The 4,308-nt window shown below is 72.2% G+C and carries 5 protein-coding genes; 4 read left to right on the top strand and 1 reads right to left on the bottom strand.

What is annotated here, in order from left to right; all coding sequences use genetic code 11:
* Positions 1–108 (bottom strand): LacI family DNA-binding transcriptional regulator (locus AOK09_RS38130; protein ID WP_157876014.1); only part of this gene is annotated, 108 nt, incomplete at its 3' end.
* A 172-nt stretch (positions 109–280) separates the two neighbouring features.
* Here AOK09_RS38130 and AOK09_RS24010 point away from each other — a divergent pair.
* From AOK09_RS24010 to AOK09_RS23995, 4 genes are all read left to right on the top strand, one after another.
* Complete coding sequence (locus AOK09_RS24010; RefSeq protein ID WP_055589318.1) at positions 281–814, top strand: DUF6886 family protein; 534 nt, start codon at positions 281–283, stop codon at positions 812–814.
* Between the two features lie 201 nt (positions 815–1,015).
* Positions 1,016–2,263: an ROK family transcriptional regulator gene (locus AOK09_RS24005; protein WP_055589317.1), complete on the top strand. Its 1,248-nt coding sequence runs from the start codon at positions 1,016–1,018 to the stop codon at positions 2,261–2,263.
* A gap of 305 nt (positions 2,264–2,568) precedes the next feature.
* Positions 2,569–3,102: a flavin reductase family protein gene (locus AOK09_RS24000; protein WP_055589316.1), complete on the top strand. Its 534-nt coding sequence runs from the start codon at positions 2,569–2,571 to the stop codon at positions 3,100–3,102.
* Between the two features lie 19 nt (positions 3,103–3,121).
* Complete coding sequence (locus tag AOK09_RS23995) at positions 3,122–4,174, top strand: ABC transporter substrate-binding protein (RefSeq protein WP_055589315.1); 1,053 nt, start codon at positions 3,122–3,124, stop codon at positions 4,172–4,174.
* Positions 4,175–4,308 lie beyond the last annotated feature (134 nt).

Here is a 4,308-nt window from a genome sequence, read left to right as displayed (position 1 = left end):
GACCCGCCGGCGGGTCTCGGGGGAGATGGTGCGGGAGTCGTTGAGCACATAGGAGACCGTGCTCGGAGCCACGCCCGCGCGTTCGGCGACGTCCTTGATGGTGGCCATGCAGTCCTCCGCTGAAGGTTCCCCTGCTGGTGAATCGATTCGTCGAATCGATTCGACGATGCATCGAGGTCATCCGTCGAATCGATTCACCAGTGGACGGGATCGTATGCGCAGCGTCGCGGCAGGCAATATGACCTGGATCACACCGGTGCCGCTGTGGTAGGTATCCGGCATGCGCCCCGAGCCAGGAGAGGTCCTGCACTTCTCCCAGGACCCCGCCATCACCCGCTTCGATCCCCATGTCGCCGCCACCGCCCAGCAGCCGGAGGCCTATGTCTGGGCCGTCGACTCCGGGCGCAGCCCCGACTACTGGTTCCCCCGCGACTGTCCCCGCGCGATGGCCTGGGTGGAGCCCGCGACCACCGCCGAAGACCGGGAACGCATCCTCGGGCCCGGCGGGGCCCGGCGGGTGCACGCCGTCGAGTACGGCTGGCTGCACGCCATGGCCACGGTGGAGCTCTACGCCTACCGCCTGCCGGCCGACCGCTTCCGGCCGTTCGGCGACCCGGTCCACGCCCAGGTCGCCACCGAAACGGTGCTGCCGCTCGGCCCGCCCGAACGGGTCGGGGACCTGCTGCGGCTCCATGAGGAGGCGGGCATCGAGCTGCGGGTCCTGCCCAACCTGTGGCCGTTCTGGGACGCCGTCACCGCCAGCACCCTCGGTTTCAGCGGGATCCGGCTGCGCCGTGCGCGGCCGCGACGCTGACGGATCGTCAAACTGCGGTGGAGGGATGCGGATCCTGGGCAGCGTGCACCCGCTCTGCTAGCATCGTCCCTATGATCCACACCACTTCCGGCCTCACCGCGCGCCGGTACGTGGATCTCCGTTACCAGTCCAGCGCCATGTGTCTGCCGTCCGTGTCGATGAGCGTCTCCGCACTCTCACCTCGGACCCTGGAAGGCGACCATGGACCAGCGGTCGGCGCCTGCGCGCGCCCGCACGCCGCTCCGTAGAGCGGACATCCCCCAGGCGCGCCCCGCGCGCCGCACCTCCAGCGCCGGTACCGTGCTGCGCGCCGTACTGGACCACGGCCCGGTGGCCCGCAGCACCGTCGCCAGGCTCACCGGCCTCTCCCCGGCCTCGGTCACCGGGATCTGCACCGAACTGCTGGCCCGCGGACTGCTGCGGGAGGCACCCGAGACCGCCGGGCCCCGGGGCATCGGCCGCCCCCACATCCCGCTGGACATCGACACCGGCCGCCACCTGGTGTGCGCCGCCCATGTCGCGGTACCCCACACCACCCTGGCGCTGCTGGATCTGCGCGGCCGCGTGGTCGCCGAGGAGCGCCGTCCGCACCGGGGCCTGACGCCCGACCAGGTGCTCGGCGCGCTCGCCGCACGCCTCCCCGGACTGCTGGCCGCGCACGGCGGCGGGGAGCGGTCGGTGCTGGGGCTGGGGGTGGCCACCGGAGGCTGGGTCGACCCCGGCTCCGGGACGGTGGTCGAGCACCCCCTGCTCGGCTGGCGCGACGTCCCCGTACGCCGGCTGCTGGCCGAGGCCACCGGTCTGCCCGTCCATGTGGACGGCCACTCACGGGCGCTGGTGCATGCGGAGCAGCTCTTCGGGGAGACCCGCGCCCGGGCCAGCGTGGCGCACCTCTTCGTCGGCAATGTGGTCGACGCCGCGTTCGCCACGGCGGGGACCGTCCACCACGGCCCGCGGTCGGCCGCCGGGGCGGTGGCGCACCTGCCGGTGGGCGGGAGCGCCGAGCCCTGCTCCTGCGGCCGTACCGGATGCCTGCAGGCCGCCGTCAGCGAGCGGACCCTGCTGCGCAGGGGGGCGGCGCTGGGCATCGGGGACGGGGTGTCCTTCGCCGGTCTGGTGGCGCTGGCCGTCGACGGCGACCCGGCGGCGGTGTCGCTGTTCCGGGAACGGGCGAGGCTGGTGGGCAGAGCCGCGGCGCTGCTGCTCGACGTGCTCAACCCCGAGGTGCTGGTGGTGGTGGAGCCCGGCGTCAGCAGGCTGCCCCAGTGCCTGGACGACCTCCGGGCCGAGGTGCGGGCCCGCTCCTGGGTCCGCCGCGACCCCGAACACACCGTGGTGGTCACCAGCTTCCCCGGAGCGGTGCTGGCCACCGCGGGCGGAGCGGTGCTGCTGGACTCGCTCTACACCGATCCGCTGGGCAGTCCGCCCTGGCTCTCGCACGCGTCGTGAGGCAGGCCACAGAAATGCGACTTAATTCAGCACGTTGCATTGTTGACGGAATCCCGCGGAATGGCCAGGCTTGGTCCATGACCAGCCCGCAGCGGAACGCGCCGAGGACGCCAGGACCGACGTCCTGTCGCCGCGTCATTCCGGCCCCCGCCAGTGCGCGGCGGTGCTGTCCCCGGCGCTGTCCGGGCAACTGACTCCGGCGGCCTCGAAGCCGCCGACGCAGCGCCTTCGCGCTGATCTCCGAAGTATTTTCCCGCCCGTGTGCGCAGGTGCGCCGCACGGCGGTCCGACACGCCCTCTCGACGATGGGAAAAACGGTGTCCACCCTGCTTGCGAACCCTGCCGCGCAGATTTCTCCCGAACGGTTCAGACAGGCCTTCCGGCAGTATCCGGCCGGAGTCGTGGTGATCACCGCTGACGCGGGTCGCGGCCCGGCCGGCTTCACCGCGACCTCGCTCAGCTCGCTCTCCCTCGACCCCCCGCTGGTCTCCTTCGGCATCTCCTCCACCGCCTCCAGCTGGCCCCACCTCCAGGACGCCGCCACCGCGGTGGTGCATCTGCTGGGCGTCGGCCAGGAGGACCTGGCCAGGCGTTTCGCCACGAGCGGCATCGACCGCTTCGCGGCGCCGACCCGCTGGCACCGGTTGCCCGGCGGCGAACCCGTACTGGACGAGGCGCCCGGCCGGCTCAGGGTGCGCATCGAGAACCTGGTGCCCGCCGGCGACCACCGCATCGTCGTCGCCCGGGTCGAGGAGTCATGGCTCCCGGACGGCCACCAGCCGCTGGTCTACCACGACGGCGCCTACCGCGAACTGCGGCCCGCCCCCCGCACACACTGATCCGACAGGAGACCCCAGAATGTCGTCCACCCTTTCCCCGGCCATGCGCCGGCGCTCCTTTCTCGCCCTTGCCGGCGGAGCCGTAGCAGGCCTCGCCGGTTGCGCACAGAATTCCGCGGACGCGGCCTCGGTGCCCACCGGAAAGCTGGCCACGGGTGCGCCGCCACCCGGCACCTCACTGAGCATTTCCATCCATTCCACACAGCTTCAGCTCCAGGCCTCGGGACAGCTCGGAAAACTCCCCTTCTCGGTGTCGCAATGGCCCAACCTCACTGCCGGTCCGGATGTCATCCAGGGCTTCCGGGCCAAGTCGATCGACCTGGCCAACAATGCCGGAATACCTCCGATCCAGGCCGCGGCGATCGGCTTCGAGGCCAGGATCGTCGCCGTCCAGTACCACGAGAAGCCGCTCTACTCCTTTGCGACCGCCCCCGGCACCGACATCCGCACCGCCCGGGTCTTCCGCGGCCGGAAGATCGGCTTCTCGCAGGGGCAGGCCCAGGGCGTCGTGGTGCTGCGGGCCCTGAAGGAGGCCGGCCTGACCAAGGACGACGTCACCCTGGTCGCGCTGCCCAGCACCCAGTTCCTGACCGCGCTCCAGTCCAGGCAGGTCGATGTGGCCCCGCTCGGGGAGCCCGTCCTCACCAAGTACCTCGCCCAGTACGGCCGGGACGGCGCCCGCGGCGTCAGCACCGATGTGGTGGACCTGCTGTCGATCCTCTGGGCGCCCGCCGACGTGCTCCGCGACCCCGCCAAGGCCGCCGCCGTCCGCACCTTCATCCCCTTCTGGGCGCAGGGCCAGGTGTGGGCCTGGGAGCACCGGGACGCCTGGATTGACACCTACTACGTCAAGGACCAGGGCGTCAGCCGCGAGGACGGCCGGCGGATCGTCACCTCGGTCTCCAAGCCCGTCTTCCCGGCCGACTGGGCCAGGGCCGTCGCCTGGGAGCAGGAGAGCGCGGACCTGCTGACGCAGGCCGGCTTTGTCCCCAAGGTCGATGCGGAGAAGCTCTTCGACCGCCGCTTCGAGTCCGTCGCCGCCGCCTCCGTGCCGGCCGCCTACCGGAGGTGACCCATGACCGACGCCCTGCCCCGAGCCCGTGACCGCGCACCCGCCGGGCTCATCGAACCCGCGCTCCTCGGCCGGGCCGCAACCCGGCAGGCGGTGGCCCCGCCCGGTCCGGCACCGGTCGCCCCGCCCGTAAC

It is taken from the genome of Peterkaempfera griseoplana (genome assembly GCF_001418575.1).
GTDB classification, from domain to species: Bacteria; Actinomycetota; Actinomycetes; order Streptomycetales; family Streptomycetaceae; genus Peterkaempfera; species Peterkaempfera griseoplana.
The sequence above is the reverse complement of the archived record's forward strand: the minus strand, read 5'-3'. Positions and strand labels throughout refer to the sequence as shown.

Bases quoted from the DNA above. Each gene is read 5' to 3' on its own strand.
- AOK09_RS24005 (WP_055589317.1), top strand. From the start codon at position 1,016: ATGGACCAGCGGTCGGCGCCTGCGCGCGCCCGCACGCCGCTCCGTAGA.
- AOK09_RS24010 (WP_055589318.1), top strand. From the start codon at position 281: ATGCGCCCCGAGCCAGGAGAGGTCCTGCACTTCTCCCAGGACCCCGCC.
- AOK09_RS24000 (WP_055589316.1), top strand. From the start codon at position 2,569: ATGGGAAAAACGGTGTCCACCCTGCTTGCGAACCCTGCCGCGCAGATT.
- AOK09_RS23995 (WP_055589315.1), top strand. From the start codon at position 3,122: ATGTCGTCCACCCTTTCCCCGGCCATGCGCCGGCGCTCCTTTCTCGCC.